General features: G+C 60.6%; 17 protein-coding genes. 12 read left to right on the forward strand and 5 right to left on the reverse strand.

Annotation, left to right across the window (positions count from 1 at the left end):
- Positions 1–93 precede the first annotated feature (93 nt).
- Genes rsmA through I9H07_RS02210 form a run of 4 tightly spaced genes read right to left on the reverse strand, consistent with a single transcriptional unit; the run spans position 94 to position 5,969 of the window.
- Positions 94–900: a 16S rRNA (adenine(1518)-N(6)/adenine(1519)-N(6))-dimethyltransferase RsmA gene (rsmA, locus tag I9H07_RS02195; protein ID WP_024673922.1), complete on the reverse strand. Its 807-nt coding sequence runs from the start codon at positions 898–900 to the stop codon at positions 94–96.
- Positions 897–1,886: a 4-hydroxythreonine-4-phosphate dehydrogenase PdxA gene (pdxA, locus tag I9H07_RS02200; protein ID WP_236425420.1), complete on the reverse strand. Its 990-nt coding sequence runs from the start codon at positions 1,884–1,886 to the stop codon at positions 897–899. The genes rsmA and pdxA overlap by 4 nt, the downstream gene beginning before the upstream one ends.
- A complete protein-coding gene (locus I9H07_RS02205) occupies positions 1,883–3,205 on the reverse strand; it encodes a peptidylprolyl isomerase (protein ID WP_024673920.1) in 1,323 nt (440 codons plus the stop codon). Before I9H07_RS02205 ends, pdxA begins: the two co-directional genes overlap by 4 nt.
- Positions 3,186–5,969 (reverse strand): LPS-assembly protein LptD, encoded by a 2,784-nt coding sequence (locus tag I9H07_RS02210; RefSeq protein ID WP_236425419.1) that lies wholly within the window; start codon positions 5,967–5,969, stop codon positions 3,186–3,188. Before I9H07_RS02210 ends, I9H07_RS02205 begins: the two co-directional genes overlap by 20 nt.
- Positions 5,970–6,098: 129 nt before the next feature.
- On the opposite strand from I9H07_RS02210, the gene I9H07_RS02215 reads away from it, so the two are divergent.
- The 3 genes from I9H07_RS02215 to I9H07_RS02225 are packed head-to-tail and all read left to right on the forward strand — an operon-like array spanning position 6,099 to position 8,615.
- A complete protein-coding gene (locus I9H07_RS02215; protein ID WP_058391138.1) occupies positions 6,099–7,124 on the forward strand; it encodes an aminoglycoside phosphotransferase family protein in 1,026 nt (341 codons plus the stop codon).
- A gap of 51 nt (positions 7,125–7,175) precedes the next feature.
- Complete coding sequence (murU, locus tag I9H07_RS02220) at positions 7,176–7,847, forward strand: N-acetylmuramate alpha-1-phosphate uridylyltransferase MurU (RefSeq protein ID WP_236425418.1); 672 nt, start codon at positions 7,176–7,178, stop codon at positions 7,845–7,847.
- Positions 7,848–8,615 (forward strand): TerB family tellurite resistance protein, encoded by a 768-nt coding sequence (locus I9H07_RS02225; protein ID WP_236425417.1) that lies wholly within the window; start codon positions 7,848–7,850, stop codon positions 8,613–8,615.
- Positions 8,616–8,642: 27 nt separating this feature from the next.
- Here I9H07_RS02225 and I9H07_RS02230 read toward each other — a convergent pair whose 3' ends face one another.
- Entirely contained in the window at positions 8,643–9,653 is a 1,011-nt protein-coding gene (locus tag I9H07_RS02230) for an alpha/beta hydrolase family protein (RefSeq protein WP_236425416.1), read from the reverse strand.
- Positions 9,654–9,731: 78 nt separating this feature from the next.
- On the opposite strand from I9H07_RS02230, the gene I9H07_RS02235 reads away from it, so the two are divergent.
- The 9 genes from I9H07_RS02235 to trpE all read left to right on the forward strand — a co-directional run bounded on the left by I9H07_RS02235 (position 9,732) and on the right by trpE (position 20,768).
- Positions 9,732–11,780, forward strand: a complete 2,049-nt coding sequence (locus I9H07_RS02235) for a sensor histidine kinase (protein WP_236425415.1) — start codon at positions 9,732–9,734, stop codon at positions 11,778–11,780.
- Positions 11,777–12,406 (forward strand): response regulator, encoded by a 630-nt coding sequence (locus tag I9H07_RS02240; RefSeq protein WP_024673913.1) that lies wholly within the window; start codon positions 11,777–11,779, stop codon positions 12,404–12,406. Before I9H07_RS02235 ends, I9H07_RS02240 begins: the two co-directional genes overlap by 4 nt.
- A 751-nt stretch (positions 12,407–13,157) precedes the next feature.
- Complete coding sequence (locus tag I9H07_RS02245) at positions 13,158–14,282, forward strand: ABC transporter ATP-binding protein (protein ID WP_058824781.1); 1,125 nt, start codon at positions 13,158–13,160, stop codon at positions 14,280–14,282.
- An 82-nt stretch (positions 14,283–14,364) separates the two neighbouring features.
- Entirely contained in the window at positions 14,365–15,399 is a 1,035-nt protein-coding gene (locus I9H07_RS02250; protein WP_024672807.1) for a polyamine ABC transporter substrate-binding protein, read from the forward strand.
- Positions 15,400–15,476: 77 nt separating this feature from the next.
- The gene (locus tag I9H07_RS02255; RefSeq protein ID WP_010428746.1) at positions 15,477–16,724 is read left to right on the forward strand and encodes an ABC transporter permease; all 1,248 of its coding nucleotides are present in this window, start codon (positions 15,477–15,479) and stop codon (positions 16,722–16,724) included.
- 11 nt (positions 16,725–16,735) lie between these two features.
- On the forward strand, positions 16,736–17,557 hold the full coding sequence (locus I9H07_RS02260) for an ABC transporter permease (protein WP_024672805.1): 822 nt from the start codon (positions 16,736–16,738) through the stop codon (positions 17,555–17,557).
- 169 nt (positions 17,558–17,726) lie between these two features.
- Entirely contained in the window at positions 17,727–18,401 is a 675-nt protein-coding gene (gene rpe, locus I9H07_RS02265; protein ID WP_236425414.1) for a ribulose-phosphate 3-epimerase, read from the forward strand.
- A complete protein-coding gene (locus I9H07_RS02270) occupies positions 18,398–19,216 on the forward strand; it encodes a phosphoglycolate phosphatase (protein WP_236425413.1) in 819 nt (272 codons plus the stop codon). The genes rpe and I9H07_RS02270 overlap by 4 nt, the downstream gene beginning before the upstream one ends.
- Positions 19,217–19,286: 70 nt before the next feature.
- Complete coding sequence (gene trpE, locus I9H07_RS02275; RefSeq protein WP_024672802.1) at positions 19,287–20,768, forward strand: anthranilate synthase component I; 1,482 nt, start codon at positions 19,287–19,289, stop codon at positions 20,766–20,768.
- The last annotated feature ends 213 nt before the right edge of the window (positions 20,769–20,981 follow it).

The raw sequence follows: 20,981 nt of genomic DNA on the forward strand, positions 1-20,981 counted from the left end.
TTGCGAAAAAACGCGCGTGTGCGGCAGATAGGACAGTCTAGGACAAGTAGACGGAAAGATACGACTGAATAACCGTTTACCTGTCCCGGGAGCTTACTCCGTCACAACCTTTTCACTGAGCGTGTCGGCGAGGCGCACGAATGCGGCCAGGTCCAGTTGTTCGGGGCGCAGGCTGCCATCCACTCCGGAAGCGGTGATCTCGTCGCTGCTGAGCAGCAGCTTGAGCGTGTTGCGCAAGGTCTTGCGACGCTGGTTGAACGCTTCACGTACCACCCGCTCCAGGACACGGTGGTCCTTGGCCGGGTGGGGCAGTGTTTCGTGCGGTACCAGACGCACAATGGCCGAGTCCACTTTCGGCGGCGGATTGAACGCGCCCGGCCCGACGTTGAACAAGTGTTCCACGCGGCAGTGGTACTGAACCATGATCGACAAACGGCCCCAGTCACCCCCGCCAGGCCCGGCCGCCATGCGCTCGACCACTTCCTTCTGCAGCATGAAGTGCATGTCGCGAATCAGGCTGGCGTTTTGCAGCAGGTGAAAGATCAGCGGCGTGGAAATGTTGTACGGCAGGTTGCCGACCACGCGCAGGCTGTGTGGCGCTGCACCGAGGCTGTTGAAATCGAATTTCAGGGCATCGCCTTGATGCAGGCTGAAGTTCGGCTTGCTGGCGAACTGGCTGTTGAGGATCGGGATCAGGTCCTTGTCCAGCTCGACCACGTCCAGTTGGGCACCACTGTTGAGCAGGCCTTCAGTCAGTGCGCCCTGGCCGGGGCCGATTTCCAGCAGGCGCTCTTCGGATTTGGCCCGAATGGCCCGCAGGATCTTGTCGATAACGCCTGCATCGTGCAGGAAGTTCTGCCCGAAGCGCTTGCGCGCCCGGTGTTGGTATTGCTCGGTCATGAATGGGTCTCGGCCATCTGGTAAGCGGTTTGCAGTGCGACGTGCAGGCTGCCGGTGTCGATGTTCGCGCTGCCAGCCAGATCCAGCGCTGTGCCGTGATCGACAGAGGTGCGGATAATCGGCAAGCCGAGCGTCACATTGACGGCTGCGCCGAAACCTTTGTATTTCAGCACGGGCAGGCCCTGATCGTGGTACATCGCCAGCACCGCATCGCAGTGCTCCAGATATTTGGGGGTAAACAGAGTGTCGGCGGGCAGTGGGCCGCGTAAATCCAGGCCTTCGCTGCGCAGACGCTCCAGAGTCGGTTCAATGATGTCGATTTCCTCTCGACCCAGATGCCCGCTTTCGCCCGCATGAGGGTTGAGGCCGCAGACCAGGATGCGCGGGTGGGCGATGCCGAACTTGTTGACCAGATCGGCGTGCAGAATGCGTGTCACGCGCTCAAGCCGTTCAGGCGTAATGGCATCGGCCACGTCACGCAGGGGCAGGTGAGTGGTCACCAGTGCCACACGCAGGTCGCCGGTTGCCAGCATCATCACCACCTGTTCGGTGTGGGTCAGTTCGGCAAGAAATTCGGTGTGTCCGGAGAAGGCGATCCCGCCGTCGTTGATCACGCCCTTGTGTACCGGGGCGGTAATCATGCCGCTGAACAGCCCGTCGATGCAGCCTTGCCCGGCGCGGGTCAGGGTCTGAAGTACGAAGGCAGCGTTGGCTTTGTTCAGCACGCCGGTGACGACCGGGGCTGCCAGAGGCGTGTCCCAGACGTACAGGTTGCCAGCAGGTGCTGGCAGGTCGGGGAGGGCGTCCGGGGTGACATAAAGCAGATTGACTGCCACGCCCAGTTGCGCGGCCCGCTCAAGAAGCAGGCTACGGCTGGTGATGGCAATCAGGGGGTAGGGCTGAGGCTGCGTGGCGAGCAGCAGGCAAAGGTCAGGACCTATGCCGGCCGGCTCGCCGGGTGTCAGTGCGAAACGCTTGGGTTTCACTGTGCAGCCTGGGTCGCGCCAGGGAGTTTGATTTCAACGTAGGCTTCGTCACGGATCTGACGCAACCAGGTTTGCAGCTCTTCGTCGTACTTGCGGTTACGCAGTACGCTCAGCGCTTGCTGCTCACGAGCCTGACCGGTTGCATCTGTGGCACGACGGCCAAGAACTTCCAGGACGTGCCAGCCGTAGGCGGTCTTGAACGGTTTGGACAGCACGCCTTGCGGCGTATCGTTCATGACAGCGCGGAATTCAGGAACCAGCGAGTTAGGGTCAACCCAGTTCAGATCACCGCCGTTGAGCGCCGAGCCCGGATCTTCCGAGAAGCTTTTGGCCAGCGCAGCGAAGTCTTCGCCGTTCTGGATGCGCTCGTAGATCTTCTCTGCCAGAAGCTTGGTCGCTTCCTCGCTGCGGATTTCGCTTGGCTTGATCAGGATATGACGCACATGCACTTCATCACGCATCTGTGCCTGACCCTGACCACCACGCTTTTCGAGCAGCTTGAGGATAATGAAACCACCTGGCGTACGCGCCGGAGGTGTCACGTCACCAATAGGCATCGAGCTGAGCATGTCACCGAACGGCGGCGGCAGCTGAGCGGCTTTACGCCAGCCCATGTCGCCACCTTCCAGTGCGTTTTCGCTGGAAGAATTGGTGGTGGCGAGCTTGCCGAAATCGGCACCTTTCTTCAGCTGGTCATAAATGCTCTTGGCCTTCATGGCTGCAGCCTGGATGGTCTCCGAGGAAGCACTGTCCGGTGTCGCGATCAGAATGTTGGCCAGATGAAACTCTTCAGACAGCTGAGCCTTGCCCTGATCGGAGGCCAGGAAGTTCTTCACTTCCTGTTCGGAGACCTGGATACGTTCAGCCACCCGGCGCTGACGCACCCGGCTGATGATCATTTCCCGGCGAACCTGCTCGCGCGCATCGTCATAAGACAGGCCGTCGTGCGCCAACGCGGCGCGGAACTGCTCCACGCTCATGTTGTTGCGCTGGGCAATGGTGCCGATCGCCTGGTTCAGTTCTTCATCGCTGACACGAATGCCGGCCCGCTCACCCATCTGCAATTGCAGGTTTTCCAGAATCAGACGATCCAGAACCTGTTTTTGCAGTGCTTCGGCTGGCGGTACGCCAGAGCCGCGCTTGGCGATGGTTTGCTGAACTTCACGAACACGCTGGTCCATCTGGCTTTTCATGATCACGTCGTTATCGACGATGGCCACAACACTGTCCAGAGGTTGAACCGCGGCGTGTACAGCTCCGCTCAGCAGTAACGCGCCCAGCATCAGCGGGCGCAGACAATCAGAAAGCTTGGTCTTCACGTTCACGATAACCTTGGATGCCTTTGTCGAGGAAGCTGTCTACCTTGGCGCCAGTCACACCGCCGAGCCCCTTCAACACGATTTGTAGGAATATGCCGCGGTCGCCTTTCTCGTTCTGAGGCGCTGCCTGGCTGAACTCGTCGTAGTCGATCCAGTAGCGGTTGACCAGACGCATTTTCCAGCAGCAGTTGTCGTATTCGAACCCACCGAAAGCTTCGAGGGTGCGTTGACGGTTGTAGTCATACTGCCAGCGGCTGATCACGCTCCACTGCGGCACAATCGGCCAGATGACCGAGAAGTCGTGCTGCTGGATCTTGTAGTAGTCCTTCACGTAGTTCGGTGAACCCGGAGTCCCGTAGTCACCGCCACCGACGACCCAGCGGCCAGTGCTTTCGTCGTAACGAATCTGGTCGTTGCGATAGCGATAGCCAAGGTTGACGACCTTGTTGGGTTCGGCTTCAGGCTGGTAATGGAACATAGCGCTGCCCGAACGGGTGCTCTTGCTGTCCGGATCCCAGTTGAAATCGGAGTTGAAGCGCCAGTCGCGGTTGAAGCGGTATTCGTATTCCAGGGCGTAAGGCGAAACGTTGGCCTTGGCGTCATCGCGATCTGCGAACACGACACCTGGCAACTGCACCTTGCGGTCTTCGAAATACAGGGCCTGACCGATGCTGAAGCGTTGACGTTCGAAGCCGTTGTCTTCGATCCAGCGGTTGGTAACACCCAGCGACAGCTTGTTCTCGTCGCCGATGCGGTCGGAACCGGTGAAACGGTTATCACGGAACAGCGAGGCATAGTTGAACGTGCTTTCGCTGGTGTCGAATACCGGGATGTCGTTCTGGTCTTTCTCAGGTACATAGAGATAGAACAGGCGCGGTTCCAGGGTCTGGCGATAATCCTTGCCGAACCAGTTGGTATTGCGATCGAAATACAGACCGCTGTCGACGCTGAAGATCGGCACGCTGCGGCTCTGGCTGCTGCTGTACTCTTCGCCGGCGAGAAGCGTTTGCTTGCCTCTGCTGTCCAGATCCAGATCGTACTGGGTATAGACATACTTGAGCTTCGGCGTCAGGAAACCGTAGCTCCAGTTCATCGGCAGGCTGACGGACGGCGCCAGATTCAGACGATCACCGTTGGCGCGAGCCAGACCTGTGATGTTGTTGTCGAGGCGTGTCTCGGAGTTGCCATTTTCGTCGATGAACGCGCCGCTGCGCAGATCACGTTCGAAACGAACAGCCTCGGTCTGATAATCGAACTTCAGGCCGCCCGGGCTATACGGCAGCGTGCCGTTGACCGTCAGCTGTGGCAGACGGTTGTAAGGCGTGATGTTCGCGACCGTCGCCAGCTTGTAGGCCTGAGCGTTGAGCACTGCCGAGTAGCTGTCGCCACGGTAGGTCAGGGAGCCCTGCTGGGTGATGTAGTCGGTTCTCTTGACGCCGATCTGGTCGGTTTCCAGATCCTGGAAGTAGTACGGGTCGCTGATGTCGGTGTAGTCGACCTTGGTCAGCCAGCGCGTATCGAGCCCGCCAACGTGCTGCCAGTTGATCATCCAGCGGGTCTTGTCGTAGTCCGACTGCAACTTGCGCTCGTCGTTCTCGTCGTTCAGGTACGCGCCGCCGAACTGGCCTTCGCTGCCCTTGGTCAGATAACGGAACTCGCCTTCCATCAGCAGACCGCGGTCTGCCATGTAGCGCGGGTACAACGTGGCGTCATAGTTCGGCGCCAGGTTGAAATAGTAAGGGGTTACCAGCGTGAAGCCGTTATCGCCGCCTGCCGCAATGGTCGGTGGCAGGAAGCCGGACTGACGGCGGTCGTCGATCGGGAAGTAGATATACGGCGTGTAGAGTACCGGTATGTCCTTGACCCGCAGGGTAACGTTGGTCGCTGTACCAAAGCCGGTGGCCGGGTTCAGCGTGATGTTGTTGCCCTTGAGTGTCCAGGCGTTGCTGTTCGGTTCGCACGTGGTGTACGTGCCGTCCTTGAGGCGGATGATCGCGTTCTCTGCACGCTTGGCGTACAGGGCGTTACCGCGAATATTCGACTTGTGCAGGACGTACTCGGCGTTGTCGACACGGGCTTCGCCGGTATCGAGCTGCAACTCTGCCTTGTCACCGACGATCAGCGCACCGTTGTCGCGCAAACGGACATTGCCGTTCAGCTCGCCACGGTTCTCGGCCTGATGCAGAGCGGCCTCCTGGGCCTCTACCTGCATGCTGCCCTGACGCATGACGACATCACCGGCGAGTGTCGCGACCTGCGCGTCCTGTTCGTATCGCGAAGCCTTGGCTCCCACGAACATCGGCGCTTCGCTCATCTTGGTCTTGTCGTCCATGCCCGGGCGAACAGGCTCGACGTAAGCGCCCGAGCAATACGGGCCGGTTTCGGCCAGTTGTGCTGCGGTAAGCTTGTCGCGAGGAACCCAATCGAGGTGGCTGTAGTCAGCACTACGCGACTTCAGGCCTTTGCCCTTGGCTTCGGTGACCAGTTGCGTGCCCGCAGCCTGCCCACTCGAAGAAGAGGTGCTCTCTGATGAGACCGTGCCGTTGGAACTGACCGACGTCGTGTCATGCACGGGGCGCGGAGGCAGGTCTACAGCAGCAGTACTGGATTTCGGCGCACAGTTCCAGGCACCCGAAGCAGAGACTGAGCAGTCATACTGTTCCGCGGCGACCACGAACTGAGTGGCCAGAGGTTGCATCGCCAGCAGACTGCCGGTTACGAGCAACGGAAATTTTTTACGAAACGCGGGGGATTTCAATGCCATCTTATTAGTCCGGGCTTCCTGCGCGCCATCTGCCCGCGGGGGGGCCGCACGCCTCTCGATGGGCTGAAAAAGATTCCGGATAATAAAGCATGACCCGCTTGACGGCTAGCGCCGTCGGAGACCCTTGTAATGTCAGATCAAGATATACGCCTTCAATCCTTGAAAGTTTGGCTCGATGAGCAGCTGCCAGCGTTGTTTGCAGCGCAGAATTGGGGCGCCGTGCCCCCGGCCACGTTGACTGCGGCCAGCAGTGATGCAAGTTTCCGCCGTTATTTTCGCTGGGAGGGCGCCGGTCGAACTTTTATTGTCATGGACGCCCCTCCACCGCAGGAAAACTGCAAACCGTTCGTGGATATTGCTCATTTGCTGGAAAAGTCGGGCATTAATGTTCCGAAAATTTATGCCGAAGACCTGACGCAAGGCTTTTTGTTGCTCAATGACCTGGGTCGCCAGACCTATCTGGACGTGATTGACGCCAATAACGCCGATGCACTGTTCGCCGACGCGATCCAGGCGCTGCTGGCGTACCAGCAGTTGCCGATGGACGCGCCGCTGCCCAGCTACGACACGGCTTTGCTGCGTCGCGAGCTGGAGTTGTTCCCCGAGTGGTACGTGAAGCGCCATCTGGGCATCGAAATGGACGAGGCGCAACAGGCCGACTGGCAGCAGGTCAGCGAGCTGCTGATCAACAGCGCCCTTGCGCAGCCCAAAGTCTTGGTGCATCGCGACTATATGCCGCGCAACCTGATGATCAGTGAGCCCAATCCCGGCGTGCTGGATTTCCAGGATGCGGTGTACGGCCCGGTCACCTACGACGTAACCTGTCTGTTCAAGGACGCTTTCCTGAGCTGGCCGCAAGAGCGGGTCAGTGACTGGCTCAAGACGTACTGGGTCCAGGCGCGCGCCCTCGGCATCCCGGTGCAGGACGATTTTGCAGCCTTCGAGCGCGCCAGTGAGCTGATGGGCGTGCAGCGGCATCTGAAGGTCATCGGGATTTTCGCGCGTATCTGCCACCGCGATGGCAAGCCGCGTTATCTGGACGATGTGCCGCGCTTCTTCGCCTATATAGAAGCGGTGTTGTCGCGACGTCCAGAGCTGGCTCAGTTGGGGCAATTGCTCACCAGCTTGCAGCAACCCGCAGAGATCTCTGCCTGAGCGCGCAGCTGGCCGCTCAGGAAAAATATTGACTGTGTTGAAGAGGATTGCATGAAAGCGATGATTCTCGCCGCCGGAAAAGGCGAACGAATGCGCCCGCTGACCCTGCACACGCCCAAGCCGCTGGTGCGTGTTGGCGATGTGCCGCTGATCGAGTACCACCTGAACGCATTGGGTGCAGCCGGTTTTCACCAGCTGGTGATCAATCACGCCTGGCTGGGGCAGCAGATAGAAGATCATCTGGGTGACGGTCAGCGTTTCGATCTGAGCATCCGCTATTCCCCTGAAGGCCAGCCGCTGGAAACCGGCGGGGGGATTCACAGGGCATTGCCGTTGCTGGGGCTCGAGCCTTTTCTGGTGGTCAACGGCGATATCTGGACGGACTACGATTTCAGTGCCCTGCGCGTGCCGCTCTCCGGGTTGGCGCATCTGGTGCTGGTCGACAACCCGGCGCACCATCCGACGGGCGATTTCTCGCTGATCGACGGTCAGGTTCGTGACGACGATTCGGCAGCTCCGCGCCTGACTTACAGCGGTATCGCCATCCTGCATCCACGCCTGTTTGCTGGCTGTGAGCCGGGGGCGTTCAAGCTGGCGCCGTTACTGCGCGAGGCGATGCAGCAGGGGCTGGTGACGGGCGAGCATTATCAAGGGCGCTGGGTCGATGTCGGCACTCATGAGCGTCTGGCAGAAGTCGAGCAATTGCTTGCGGAGACACGCTGAATGCTGTGGCCCGGCACACTGATCGGCGCAGGTATTGGCTATGCCATCGCCAGCATTCCGGGCACGATGCTCGGTGCATTGTTGGGTCAGGCGCTGGACCGGCGATTGAAACTGCATAGCTGGGCGCAGGTGCGCGAGCGCCTCGGCGGCCGTGCGGCGATTGCTCAGGACGGGCTGCTGTTTGTACTGCTGGGGCGACTCGCCAAGAGTGAAGGGCGGGTGGTGGCCAGTCACATTCATCAGGCCCGGACCGAAATGCGCCGCCTGAACCTCAACGAAGCCGACCAGTTGCGCGCGATCAATGCGTTCAAGCGCGGCCGGGATGGTGCTGACGGGCTGCGCAGTTACCTGCGCGGTTTGCAGCGTCAGCCGGACATGGCCGAAGAGCTGTTGCGTGCCTGCTGGCGAATGGCCTGGGCCGATGGCAAGGCCTCGCGGGTCGAGCGCGAGCTGATCGGTGTCTGGGGCATGTGGCTGGGCTGGTCACAGCAGCAGGTCGAGGCGCTGGCCGCCGAATACGACCCGATGAAGCGCTCGCCGATCAGCGTTGGCGATGATTACAGGGGCGCGATGAGCCTGCTCGGCGTGAAGCCGGACACTGATCCTCTGAGCGTCAAGCGGGCTTATCGGCGCCTGCTCAGTCGTCATCATCCGGACAAGATCGCCGGTTCGGGCGCCAATGCGCAGCAGGTACGGATGGCAACCGAGAAAACCAGCGAGTTGCATAACGCCTATCGAGTGATCAAGGCCCGGCGCGGTTTTACATGACCGTGCACGGGGCTTGGTGCCGGGTGCCTACTTGTCTTCTTTGGGTTCTATCCAGCCGCGAATCCGCCGAAACAGCTGCTCTTGCTCAGTGTCTTCGTTGCCCACGATATTGATCAGGGCGATCTGGGTAAAGCCGGGGCCTTTGGTGCGCTTGCTGGCCTGCAGCCGTGCTTTTGCGGCCAGGTCCGCCGGATTCTTGTAGACGAAATCGGCGGTCTTGATTTTCAGCGTCGGTATCATGTCCAGTAATGACGGGGTGGCGTTGACCGGTTCGCGTGCCGCCACCATCACCAGCTTCTGCACGGTTGGGGACGGGCGTTCGCTGAGGAATCGGGTTGCCCAGTAGGCTCCGCTGCTGTGTCCGAGCAGTATGACGCTGCGTGCCTTGTTCTGCTGGGCGAAGCTGATCGCGCTTTCGATTCGCGCGAAGATGCGTTCGGCACGAGCCTTGTTGCGTTCTTCGTCGGCAGCCGCTTTTGCCGTTGCAGCGCTGGCCAGTGCTTCTGCTTCCGCCGCCGGGTCCGGCGTCTTTGCAGTGGCGTCTTTCGGCGCGTCTTTTGCTGTACTGGCAGGCTTGTCGGCTGCTGTGTCTTTGTCACTGCCCTCTGTCGTGGCGTCGGGCTCGCGTGCCGCCAGTGTGTCGTCCTCGGCGTCCGGCAGGGTAATGCTCAGGCTTGACCAGCCCACGTCCGGAAATTTTCGGCGCAACGGCCCGACCGCGTCCGGCCAGTCCGGCGACTCTGCGTCACCCGGCAAAATGATGACGGCGCCCTGTGGCGCGTCACTGTTCGCTGGCTTCCAGAGCGCCAGAAAACTTTCGTCTCCGGCTTGCAGTTGTTGCTGGTCCTGAGGCGGCAACTGGCGCTCCAGGGCAATCGAGTCCTCTTGCGAACGGCTGAGCAACGGGGCGCGTTCCACCGGCGCTTCGGCGGCAGCGTCCTTGCCGGGGGCCGGGTCAGCCGCCATCGCAGGCAGTGCGCAAGGCAGCATCAATGACAAAAACAATGCAGGAAACATTGCGCGAAAGGTGTAGGACATCGGATATTCCAAGCCAGAAACTATCCCGGCAGCCTAATGGGTTGATCGGCTTTTGTCAGGCCTGAGCGTTAGCGGCACATGACCGTCATACGCACACATGAGAACGACACGTTGATCATTCGTCTTCTGCGCACCGGTTTTATCGGCTGCCTGGCTTTGCTCTTGATGGTCCAGATGGCGAATACGCAGGCTGACGTGTCTGGAGCGCCTGCAACTGCGCAACTGAACGCGGCGCAGCTCGACTGGCTCAAGGCGCATGGCCCGTTGCGGATCGGCCTGGTACTGCGTGCGCCTTACGCCCAGTTCGATCAGCGCCTGCAGCAATTGTCCGGCGCCAATGTCGACCTGATGAACGCCCTGGCGCGGACGCTGCCTGTCGAGTTGTTGTGGCGGAACTTTGCCGACCAGGCTGCGCTGGAACGGGCGTTGCTCAACGGCGAAATAGATGTTGCGCCGGGCTTGATGCAGACCCCGGCCGGACTGCGTCTGTGGCTGTTTTCCGATCCTTATCTGCGTGTGTCGCAACTGTTGATCGGCGAACGTGACGGCAGCACGGCGGTGGATCTGGAGAAGCTCGACAGCCTGTCCAGAGTCGCGGTGCGCATGCCTGGCTCGACCGCCGATTATCTGCGCAGCAATTTTCCGCACCTGAACCTGCAAGGCGTGCCGCTGGAGCGCCAGGCGCTGCAATTGCTGCTCAGTCAGCAGGCGCGCTATGCCGTGGTCGATGAGGCGCAATTGAGTCGCCTGCTGCGTGAGCCGGAGTTCGCCGGGCTGGCAGTGGTCGGCGACATCGGTTTTCCGCAACTGCTGCGGGTAGCGTCACGCCGCGATGTGCCGGAACTGGCGGCGATCGTCAGCGAAGCTTTAAAAGCGGTTCCGGCGAGGGAGCTGGAACAGTTGCACACCCGCTGGATGCCCTTGAACCCTGCGCATTTCAGTGACGCCACCGGCCTCTGGAAGAACCTGTGCATTCTGTTGCTGGTAATGCTATTGGCCTGCTTTGCGATTGTGATCTGGCAGCGTCGTCAGCAACATGCGCTGGAACAGGAGTTACTGACCGCGCGCGAGAACCTTGCCCGTCGGGTCGAGAGTGAAGAGGCGTTGCGGCTGGCGCAGTTTTCCATCGATCAAAGCACCGTCGGCATTCTGTGGGTCAATTGGGACAGTCGCGTGCGTTACGCCAATCGCGCGGCGGAGACGATGCTGGGCTATGCGCCGGGGCAGGTGGTCGAGCGCCCGTTGATCGATTTCGAACCCGGTCTGCACATGGATCGCTGGCTCAACCTGTGGAAAAACGCCCGTTCCCGCGAAGACAGCCCTCAAGTGTTCGAGACCCACTGCCTGCGCGCCGACGGCAGTTTTCTGCCCGCCGATGTGTCGTTGAGCTTTCTGCGTTTTCACGAAGCGGAATACCTCGTGGTGTTCCTCAGTGATGTCAGCGAACGGCGACGCGCCCATGATCAGTTGCGTGAATTGTCGGCGCACCTGGAAAGCGTGCGTGAAGAAGAGAAGGCGCGTATTGCCCGGGAAGTGCATGACGAACTGGGTCAAATGCTGACCGTATTGAAGCTGGAAACATCAATGTGCGAGCTGGCCTACGCCGACCTGGACCCAGGCTTGAGTGAACGTCTGGACAGCATGAAGCGCCTCATCGCGCAGTTGTTCCAGCTGGTACGCGATGTCGCGACTGCCTTGCGGCCGCCAATTCTCGATGCCGGCATTGCGTCGGCCATCGAATGGCAGGCGCGCCGGTTCGAGGCGCGCACGCAGATTCCCTGCCTGGTGCAAGTGCCGGACAACCTGCCGACCCTCAGTGATGCCAAGGCAACCGGTATGTTCCGGATTCTGCAGGAGGCACTGACCAATGTGATGCGCCATGCTCAGGCGCATACCGTTGAGATCAGTCTGACGCTGCAAGACGACATCTTATGCATGACCATCGCCGATGACGGGCAAGGCTTTGTCGTCGAGTCGGGCAGGGCGCTGTCGTTCGGTCTGGTGGGCATGCGCGAGCGGGTGCTGATGCTGGGCGGCAGACTTGAACTGGACAGCGAGGTCGGTGAGGGCACAACCTTGCGCGCCTACATCCCGATGGACCCCACCGCACAGGAGCGACATCCGTGATTCGTGTTTTGGTAGCCGAAGATCACGCCATCGTGCGTGAGGGGATCAAACAGTTGATTGGTCTGGCCAAGGACCTGCAGGTCGTCGGCGAAGCCAGCAATGGCGAGCAGCTGCTTGAGACCTTGCGCCACGTGGCGTGTGAAGTGGTGTTGCTGGATATCTCCATGCCCGGCGTCAACGGCCTTGAAGCCATCCCGAGGATTCGGGCGTTGACCCATCCACCTGCGATTCTGGTGTTGTCGATGCACAACGAGGCGCAGATGGCGGCGCGCGCCCTGAAAGTCGGCGCGGCGGGTTATGCCACCAAGGACAGCGACCCTGCGTTGCTGCTGACGGCCATTCGGCGTGTGGCCGCGGGCGGGCGCTACATCGACCCGGATCTGGCCGACCGCATGGTGTTCGAAGTCGGCCTCACTGATAGTCGGCCTTTGCATTCGTTGTTATCGGAGCGCGAGTTCTCGGTATTCGAACGGCTGGCCCAAGGCGCCAACGTCAACGACATCGCCCAGCAACTGGCCCTGAGCAGCAAGACCATCAGCACCCACAAAGCCCGGCTGATGCAGAAAATGAAGCTCAACTCCCTGGCCGACTTGGTCAAATATGCGATGGAACACAAGCTGGTCTGAGTCTGAAAACGACAATCCGGCTGACCCTCGTACCAATCCTTCGCGGCCCTTGCGACGCATAGCGTCGCGAGCTGCATTCCCACGCTGGAGCGTGAGGAACGAGAGGCGTTCGGGAAAACACTATCGTGCCCATGCTCCGCGTGGGCATGCCGTTCCGGACGCTCCGCGTCCTCTTTGCGACGCAGAGCGCCGCGACCTGCATTCCCACGCTGGAGCGTGAGGAACGAGAGGCGTTCGGGAAAATACTATCGTGCCCATGCTCCGCGTGGGCATGCCGTTCCGGACGCTCCGCGTCCTCTTTGCGACGCAGAGAGCCGCGAGCTGCATTCCCACGGAGCGTAAGGAACGAGAGGCGGCCGGGAAAACACTATCGTGCCCATGCTCCGCGTGGGCATGCCGTTCCGGACGCTCCGCGTCCTCTTTGCGACGCAGAGCGTCGCGAGCTGCATTCCCACGCTGGAGCGTGAGGAACGAGAGGCGGCCGGGAATACACTATCGTGCCCATGCTCCGCGTGGGCATGCCGTTCCGGACGCTCCGCGTCCCTTGCGACGCAGAGTGGCACGCAATTTATTACCACGCGCAGGGGCGAGAGATGTGCGGAGCGACATATCCAATCGCGCCATTGCTGTAGGGCAATCCCTACCCTCTGCCTTCCACCTGGCCTAGGCAATTCTCTCCCGGCCCCCGATTTGCGGGGTGTTCGGGCTGCTCTAGTCTTGAGCCCACGCAGACAAAACAAAGGTGTGGGTAATGAGCGACGTCGATACAAGCGCTGGAGCGAGTGATGTTCTGGTCAGCTTTCGTGGTGTGCAGAAGAGCTACGACGGCGAAGCACTGATCGTCAAAGACCTCAACCTGGACATTCGCAAAGGCGAGTTCCTGACCCTGCTCGGACCTTCCGGCTCCGGCAAGACCACCAGTCTGATGATGCTGGCCGGTTTCGAAACGCCCACAGCAGGCGAAATCCTCCTCGGTGGCCGCGCCATTAACAACGTGCCGCCGCACAAGCGCGACATCGGCATGGTGTTCCAGAACTACGCATTGTTTCCGCACATGACGGTCGCCGAGAACCTCGCGTTCCCGCTGACGGTACGCGGCATGAGCAAGACCGACGTCGGCGAAAAGGTCAAAAAGGCGCTGGGCATGGTCCAGCTCGACAGCTTTGCGCATCGCTACCCGGCCCAATTGTCCGGTGGTCAGCAGCAGCGTGTGGCCCTGGCTCGGGCGCTGGTGTTCGAACCGCAGCTGGTGCTGATGGACGAGCCGCTTGGCGCACTCGACAAGCAACTGCGCGAGCACATGCAGATGGAGATCAAGCACCTGCACCAGCGCCTCGGTGTGACCGTGGTCTATGTGACCCACGATCAGGGGGAAGCCCTGACCATGTCGGACCGGGTTGCCGTGTTCCATCAGGGCGAAATCCAGCAGATCGCGCCACCTCGCAGCCTGTACGAAGAACCGAAGAACACCTTCGTTGCCAACTTCATCGGTGAAAACAACCGGCTCAATGGGCGTCTGGTCAGCCAGGACGGTGATCGTTGTGTCGTCGAACTGGAGCGTGGCGAGAAAGTGCATGCGCTGGCCATCAATGTCGGCCAGACGGGCGGCCCGGTCACCCTGTCGATCCGCCCTGAGCGCATCAACCTCAATGGCCGCAGCGAAAGTTGTGCCAATCGTTTCTCCGGTCGTGTGGCCGAGTTCATCTACCTGGGCGACCACGTACGTGTGCGTCTGGAAGTCGCCGGCAAAACCGATTTCTTCGTCAAACAGCCGATTGCCGAACTGGACCCGACGTTGAGCGTGGGCGACGTGGTGCCGATCGGCTGGCAAGTCGAGCACGTTCGCGCGCTCGACCCCTTGCAGGAAGTGCATTGATCTACCGATAAAAGCAATAACAGAGGCGAACCAATCGCCCATCCCAATCGCTTACCAACACTGCTCGTGGAGAAAAGAACACATGTTGAAATCCTTGAAGTTCACCGCTATCACGTTGGGCCTGATGTGCGCGGCGCAAGCCATGGCCGCGACTGATCTGACCGTCATATCGTTCGGCGGCGCCAACAAGGCTGCCCAGGAAAAAGCGTTTTACGCACCGTGGGAAAAGGCTGGCAACGGCAAGATCATCGCCGGTGAGTACAACGGTGAGATGGCCAAGGTCAAAACCATGGTCGACACCAAAAGCGTGTCTTGGGACTTGGTCGAAGTCGAGTCGCCGGAGTTGGCGCGTGGCTGCGACGAAGACATGTTCGAAGAGCTTGATCCGAAACTGCTGGGCAATGCCGCCGACTACGTGCCGGGCGCTATCAGCACCTGCGGCGCAGGCTTCTTCGTCTGGTCCACCGTGCTGGCCTATAACGCGGACAAGGTCACCACTGCGCCGGCTGGCTGGGCCGATTTCTGGGACACAAAGAAATTTCCAGGCAAGCGCGGCCTGCGCAAAGGCGCCAAATACACCCTGGAATTCGCCTTGATGGCCGACGGCGTGGCACCGAAAGACGTCTACAAGGTACTGGCCAGCAAAGACGGTCAAGATCGCGCCTTCAAGAAGCTCGATGAGCTCAAGCCGAGCATCCAGTGGTGGGAAGCCGGCGCACAGCCGCCGCAGTACCTCGCTTCCGGCGACGTGGTGATGAGCTCCGCCTACAACGGCCGAATCGCTGCCGTGCAGAAAGAGAGCAACCTCAAGGTGGTCTGGACCGGCGGCGTGTATGACTTCGACGCCTGGGCAATTCCAAAGGGTTCGAAAAACGCCGATGCCGCGAAGAAGTTCATCGCCTTCATGCTGAGCCCCGAGCAGCAGAAGACCTACTCGCAAAACATTGCCTACGGCCCGGCCAACACGCAGGCGGTCAAGCTGCTGGACAAGGAAACCTTGCAGAACATGCCGACCACGCCTGAAAACATCAAGGATCAGGTGCAGATGGATGTAGCGTTCTGGACCGACAACGGCGAATCGCTGGAGCAGCGTTTCACTGCCTGGGCTGCCAAGTAATCCGTTTGCGTTGAGTCAGATCCGGGCGCTCCCTGCTGCAGGGAGCGCCCCCTTGTTGAAAGATTCCGGAGTTCGCTATGGCCATCGCCGTGCCCTTGACTGAAGGCGCCAGCCCCAACTTGAAGCAACGTCTCGCTCGCGCCGAGCGGGTCAACCGCTGGAAGGCTCAGGCACTGATCGCGCCGTTGGTGATTTTCCTGTTGTTGGTGTTTCTGGTGCCCATCGCCGCGCTGCTCTACAAGAGCGTCGGCAACCCCGAAGTCGTGACTGCGCTGCCGACCACCGTGGTCGAAGTGCAGAAATGGGACGGTAAAGGGCTGCCGCCCGAGTCGGTCTACAAGGCAATGAGCCTGGACCTGGCTGAAACGCGCAAGAATTCCACGCTGGGCGATCTGTCCAAGCGGCTGAACATCGAACTGGCCGGCTACCGCAGCCTGCTGAGCAAAACCGCTCGCGCGCTGCCGTTCAAGACCGAACCGGCCTCCTATAAAGAAGCGCTTGAAGCGCTGGATGAGCGTTGGGGCGACCCGGCCTATTGGCAGGCGGTACGCCGCAATACCAGCAGCGTCACGCCGTATTACCTGCTGGCAGCCGTTGATCACCGCATCGACGACCTCGGTGAAGTGGCCCCCGCGACCCCGGATCAGGCGATCTATCTGGATATCTTCGCCCGCACCTTCTGGATGGGGCTGGTGATCACCGCCATCTGCCTGGTGCTGGCTTATCCGCTGGCCTACCTGTTGGCCAACCTGCCTGCACGGCAGAGCAACCTGCTGATGATTCTGGTACTGCTGCCGTTCTGGACGTCGATTCTGGTACGCGTTGCTGCCTGGATCGTGCTGCTGCAGTCGAGCGGTCTGATCAACAGCGCGCTGCTGGCGATGGGCATTATCGACAAGCCGCTGGAACTGGTTTTCAACCGGGTCGGGGTGTACATCTCGATGGTGCACATCATGCTGCCGTTCATGATTCTGCCGATCTACAGCGTGATGAAAAACATCTCCCCGACCTACATGCGCGCTGCCATTTCCCTGGGCTGCCACCCGTTTGCCAGTTTCTGGCGCGTGTACTTTCCGCAGACCTACGCCGGGATCGGCGCTGGCTGCCTGTTGGTGTTCATTCTGTCGATCGGCTACTACATCACTCCGGCCTTGCTGGGCAGCCCGAACGACCAGATGGTCAGCTATTTCGTCGCGTTCTACACCAACACCAGCATCAACTGGGGCATGGCAACGGCGCTCGGCGGGCTGTTGCTGTTGGCGACCATCGTGCTGTACCTGATCTATAGCTGGCTGGTCGGCGCCAGCCGCCTGCGTCTGAGCTGAGGAGCTTCATCATGTTGAACCCCTACACGTCGCCGATCGAGCGCATCTGGTATTACGCCTTGCGCATCCTCTGCACCCTGGTGCTGCTGTTTCTCGTGCTGCCGGTGCTGGTCATCGTGCCGCTGTCGTTCAACTCGGGCAGCTTTCTGGTCTACCCGCTGCAAGGTTTCTCGTTGCAGTGGTATCAGGACTTCTTCAACTCTGCCGAATGGATGCGGGCGCTGAAGAACAGCATGATCGTCGCCCCGGCCGCGACCCTGCTGGCGATGGGCTTCGGTACGCTGGCAGCGATCGGCCTGACCCGTGGCAACTTCCCTGGCAAGGCGCTGGTCATGGCCCTGGTGATTTCGCCGATGGTGGTACCGGTGGTGATCGTCGGTGTCGCCAGCTACCTGTTCTTCGCGCCACTGGGGCTGGGCAACAGCTACACCTCGTTGATTCTGGTCCACGCGGTGCTGGGCGTGCCGTTTGTGATCATTACCGTGTCGGCGACCTTGCAGGGCTTCAACCACAACCTGGTGCGCGCTGCTGCGAGCCTGGGTGCCTCGCCGCTGACTGCGTTCCGGCGCGTGACCTTGCCGTTGATTGCGCCGGGCGTCATATCCGGCGCGTTGTTCGCCTTCGCGACCTCGTTCGACGAAGTCGTCGTGACGCTGTTCCTCGCCGGACCGGAACAGGCGACCTTGCCTCGGCAGATGTTCAGCGGTATCCGCGAAAACCTCAGCCCGACCATCGCCGCCGCCGCGACCCTGCTGATCGGCTTCTCGGTGGTGTTGCTACTGGTGCTGGAGTGGCTGAGGGGGCGCAGCGAAAAACTGAGAACGGCGCAGTGAACTTTGAGCGGCAAGCTGCAAGCTGCAAGCTGCAAGCTATAAGCAGAAGCAAATCAAAAGGCTTGAGGCTTGAGGCTTGCAGCTCCAGGCTTGCCACTCGAACCTTACCGCTCCAGGCGAAGCTTGGCGTACAATCCGCGCACCGTGATTCTGCTCAAACAGGTGCGTCATGCAGCCCTTCGTTATTGCCCCATCGATCCTTTCCGCTGACTTCGCCCGTCTGGGTGAGGAAGTCGACAATGTGCTGTCTTGCGGCGCTGACTTCGTCCACTTCGATGTCATGGACAATCACTACGTCCCGAACCTGACCATTGGTCCGATGGTGTGCAGCGCGTTGCGCAAGTACGGCGTGACTGCGCCCATCGATGTGCACCTGATGGTCAGCCCGGTGGATCGCATCATCGGCGATTTCATCGAAGCCGGCGCCACGTACATCACCTTCCACCCGGAAGCGACCCAGCACATCGACCGCTCGCTGCAGTTGATCCGCGAGGGCGGGTGCAAGGCCGGTCTTGTGTTCAATCCGGCCACGCCGCTGAACCTGCTGGAGTACGTGATGGACAAGGTCGACATGATCCTGCTCATGAGCGTCAACCCCGGCTTCGGCGGGCAGAAATTCATTCCCGGCACGCTCAACAAGCTGCGCGAGGCGCGGGCGCTGATCGAGGCTTCCGGGCGGGATATCCGGCTGGAAATCGACGGCGGCGTCAACGTCAACAACATCCGCGAAATCGCGGCGGCAGGTGCTGATACCTTCGTGGCAGGCTCGGCGATCTTCAACGCGCTGGACTATCGCGAAGTGATCGATAAAATGCGCACAGAGCTGGCGTCAGCCCGCGCATGAGCGGCCTTGAAACGCTGTTTGCAGGCAAGCTGCCCAGGCTGATCATGTTCGACCTGGACGGCACCCTGGTGGATTCGGTTCCTGATCTGGCCGTCGCGGTGGACAAGACGCTGACCGAGCTTGGGCGTTCCCCCGCCGGTCTTGATGCGGTCCGCACCTGGATCGGCAATGGTGCGCCGGTGCTGGTACGCCGGGCGCTGGCCAATGATCTCGATCACAGTGGCGTCGATGACGCGCTGGCCGCGCAGGCGCTGGAGATATTCATGCGCGCCTATGCCGAAAAGCATGAGTTCACGGCGGTCTACCCCGGCGTACGCGAAACCCTGAAGTGGTTGCAGAAGATGGGCGTCGAGATGGCGCTCATCACCAACAAGCCGGAGCGTTTCGTGGCGCCGTTGCTCGATGAGATGAAGCTGGGGCGTTTCTTCCGCTGGATCATCGGCGGCGACACCATGCCACAGAAAAAGCCTGACCCGGCTGCACTGTTCTTCGTCATGAAAATGGCCGGTATTCCAGCCTCGCAATCGCTGTTTGTCGGAGACTCGCGCAGTGATGTGCAGGCCGCCAAAGCAGCCGGTGTAGCCTGCGTGGCGCTGAGTTATGGCTACAACCACGGCAGGCCGATTGCCGAGGAAAACCCGGCGCTGGTGATCGATGATCTGCGCAGGCTGATTCCCGGTTGCCTGGATCGGGACGCTGAGATACTGTTGCCCGACATCAAACGTCCCTCCTTAAGAGAATCCATCGTGGTGGTCACTCGCAAACTCTGGATGAAAGTCATCAAGGCCCTGGCCCGCTGGCGTTGGCGCGCCTGACTTGATTCTGGCCGGCCTGCCGGCACGTTTGCTCAACTGACCGTTTTATCCTCAAACCACGAGGTTGCTCATGAACCGTGAAGAATTTCTGCGTTTGGCCGCTGACGGCTATAACCGCATCCCGCTTGCCCGCGAAACCCTGGCTGACTTCGATACGCCGCTGTCGATCTACCTCAAACTTGCCGATCAACCGAACTCCTATCTATTGGAATCGGTGCAGGGCGGCGAGAAATGGGGTCGTTATTCGATCATCGGCCTGCCATGCCGCACCGTCATGCGTGTGCATGGTCATCACGTCAGCGTGACCCATGACGGCGTCGAAATCGAAAGCCTGGATGTCGAAGATCCGCTGGATTTTGTCGAGACCTTCAAGGCGCGCTACAACGTGCCGACCATTGCCGGTCTGCCGCGCTTCAACGGTGGGCTGGTGGGCTACTTTGGCTACGACTGCGTGCGTTATGTCGAGAAACGTCTGGCCAACTGTCCTAACCCGGACCCGCTGGGCGTGCCGGATATCCTGCTGATGGTCTCCGATGCGGTGGTGGTGTTCGACAACCTGGCGGGCAAGATGCACGCCATCGTGCTGGTTGATCCGGCGCAACAGGATGCCTACGACAGTGGCGTCGCGCTGCTCGATGAACTGATGAACAAGCTGCGCCAGCCGATCACGCCGCGTCGCGGTCTGGATCTGGACAGGCCTCCCGCTGCCGATCCGGTGTTTCGCTCCAGCTTCACGCAGGATGACTATGAAGCCGCGGTCGACACGATCAAGCAGTACATCCTCGCGGGCGATGTGATGCAGGTCGTACCGTCACAGCGTATGTCCATCGATTTCGCGGCTGCGCCTATCGATCTGTATCGGGCGTTGCGCTGCTTTAACCCGACGCCGTACATGTACTTCTTCAACTTCGGTGACTTCCACGTAGTAGGCAGCTCGCCGGAAGTGCTGGTGCGGGTCGAGGATAACCTGATCACCGTGCGGCCAATTGCCGGTACGCGGCCGCGTGGCGCCACTGAAGAGGCGGATCTTGCGCTGGAAGAAGACCTGCTGTCCGATCACAAGGAAATCGCCGAGCACTTGATGCTGATCGATCTGGGGCGTAACGACACGGGTCGGGTGTCCGAGATCGGCAGCGTCAAACTGACCGAGAAGATGGTGATCGAACGTTATTCCAATGTGATGCACATTGTGTCCAACGTGACTGGCCAGCTGAAAAGCGGGCTGACGGCGATGGATGCGCTGCGAGCGATTCTGCCCGCCGGCACCTTGTCCGGTGCGCCGAAAATCCGCGCGATGGAAATCATCGACGAGCTGGAGCCTGTCAAACGTGGTGTCTACGGCGGCGCGGTGGGGTATATGGCGTGGAACGGCAACATGGACACCGCGATTGCGATCCGTACTGCGGTGATCAAGAACGGTGAGCTGCACGTGCAGGCTGGCGGCGGCATCGTCGCCGACTCGGTGCCAGCACTGGAATGGGAAGAAACCCTGAACAAACGCCGCGCCATGTTCCGCGCTGTAGCCTTGGCCTCGCAGACCGCCGAGGATTGAGTCGGCCTGGTGCTTTGCGTCCCAAAGCGGACGCAGAGCGTCCAGAACGGCATGCCGACGCGGAGCGTCGCACGATAGTCGGTTTATCGCTCTTCATGCTCCAGCGCGGGAACACCTTGCGTGACGCTCCGCGTCACAAATCTGCGCCGCACCGTGTACTCAAGATCGGACGCGGAGCGTCCGGAACGGCATGCCGACGCGGAGCGTCGCACG

Source organism: Pseudomonas syringae (genome assembly GCF_023278085.1).
GTDB classification, from domain to species: domain Bacteria; phylum Pseudomonadota; class Gammaproteobacteria; order Pseudomonadales; family Pseudomonadaceae; genus Aquipseudomonas; species Aquipseudomonas syringae_Q.

Excerpts from the sequence above, each read along its gene's own strand:
- rpe (WP_236425414.1), top strand. The coding sequence starts at position 17,727 with ATGCAGCCCTTCGTTATTGCCCCATCGATCCTTTCCGCTGACTTCGCC.
- trpE (WP_024672802.1), top strand. The coding sequence starts at position 19,287 with ATGAACCGTGAAGAATTTCTGCGTTTGGCCGCTGACGGCTATAACCGC.
- I9H07_RS02245 (WP_058824781.1), top strand. The coding sequence starts at position 13,158 with ATGAGCGACGTCGATACAAGCGCTGGAGCGAGTGATGTTCTGGTCAGC.
- I9H07_RS02210 (WP_236425419.1), bottom strand. The coding sequence starts at position 5,969 with ATGGCATTGAAATCCCCCGCGTTTCGTAAAAAATTTCCGTTGCTCGTA.
- rsmA (WP_024673922.1), bottom strand. The coding sequence starts at position 900 with ATGACCGAGCAATACCAACACCGGGCGCGCAAGCGCTTCGGGCAGAAC.
- I9H07_RS02255 (WP_010428746.1), top strand. The coding sequence starts at position 15,477 with ATGGCCATCGCCGTGCCCTTGACTGAAGGCGCCAGCCCCAACTTGAAG.
- I9H07_RS02235 (WP_236425415.1), top strand. The coding sequence starts at position 9,732 with ATGACCGTCATACGCACACATGAGAACGACACGTTGATCATTCGTCTT.
- I9H07_RS02270 (WP_236425413.1), top strand. The coding sequence starts at position 18,398 with ATGAGCGGCCTTGAAACGCTGTTTGCAGGCAAGCTGCCCAGGCTGATC.
- I9H07_RS02225 (WP_236425417.1), top strand. The coding sequence starts at position 7,848 with ATGCTGTGGCCCGGCACACTGATCGGCGCAGGTATTGGCTATGCCATC.
- I9H07_RS02230 (WP_236425416.1), bottom strand. The coding sequence starts at position 9,653 with ATGTCCTACACCTTTCGCGCAATGTTTCCTGCATTGTTTTTGTCATTG.
- I9H07_RS02215 (WP_058391138.1), top strand. The coding sequence starts at position 6,099 with ATGTCAGATCAAGATATACGCCTTCAATCCTTGAAAGTTTGGCTCGAT.
- murU (WP_236425418.1), top strand. The coding sequence starts at position 7,176 with ATGAAAGCGATGATTCTCGCCGCCGGAAAAGGCGAACGAATGCGCCCG.
- I9H07_RS02250 (WP_024672807.1), top strand. The coding sequence starts at position 14,365 with ATGTTGAAATCCTTGAAGTTCACCGCTATCACGTTGGGCCTGATGTGC.
- I9H07_RS02260 (WP_024672805.1), top strand. The coding sequence starts at position 16,736 with ATGTTGAACCCCTACACGTCGCCGATCGAGCGCATCTGGTATTACGCC.